General features: G+C 25.2%; 2 pseudogenes. Both read right to left on the bottom strand.

Annotated elements, in window-relative coordinates:
• A pseudogene (locus tag AMN83_RS01865) lies at positions 1–276 on the bottom strand (alpha/beta hydrolase); the annotation flags it as partial.
• A pseudogene (locus tag AMN83_RS01860) lies at positions 260–544 on the bottom strand (MFS transporter); the annotation flags it as partial. The pseudogenes AMN83_RS01865 and AMN83_RS01860, both read right to left, overlap by 17 nt.

The raw sequence follows: 544 nt of genomic DNA, 5'->3' as shown, positions 1-544 counted from the left end.
GTTTTCAAGTGTCCCTGCATTTCCGTGAAAATAAACAATTGTTTTATAACTATTTAAATTTTTATTATGAAACCAGCCTAAAAGATTAATATTATCTATTGTTTTGATAGTAACTTTTTCAATGTTAACTTCTAAATTATCTCCAGAATAATTATTCTCATCAGGATGATACATTAAATTTCTTTGAAAAAAGAATAAGAAAATTAAAACGATTAAGTAAATAGCAACAATACCAATAAATAATTCCAAAAAAAAATTCCTACGTTTTATTTTCATATTTTTTTCTATTTAATATTAAAAAAAAAATATAAGAAATAATACTTAAGATTAAGAAAACTGAAAAAGCTGATTTAAAAGCAAATATTTCTGTGTGACCCATCCCTTTAACAATATCTATCACTAGGCCCATTAGCCATTGCATTATGAATGTTCCTGCAAATATTAATAAATTGAATGAGGTTAGTGCTTTACCAGCAGAATAACCTGAAAAAGAAAGGCCCACAGCTGGCTGTGTAACTGATAAAAAAATTGAACTTAAAATAAA

Source organism: Candidatus Pelagibacter communis (assembly GCF_001180025.1).
GTDB lineage: Bacteria > Pseudomonadota > Alphaproteobacteria > Pelagibacterales > Pelagibacteraceae > Pelagibacter > Pelagibacter ubique_A.
This window is presented reverse-complemented; position numbering and strand designations above follow the sequence as displayed.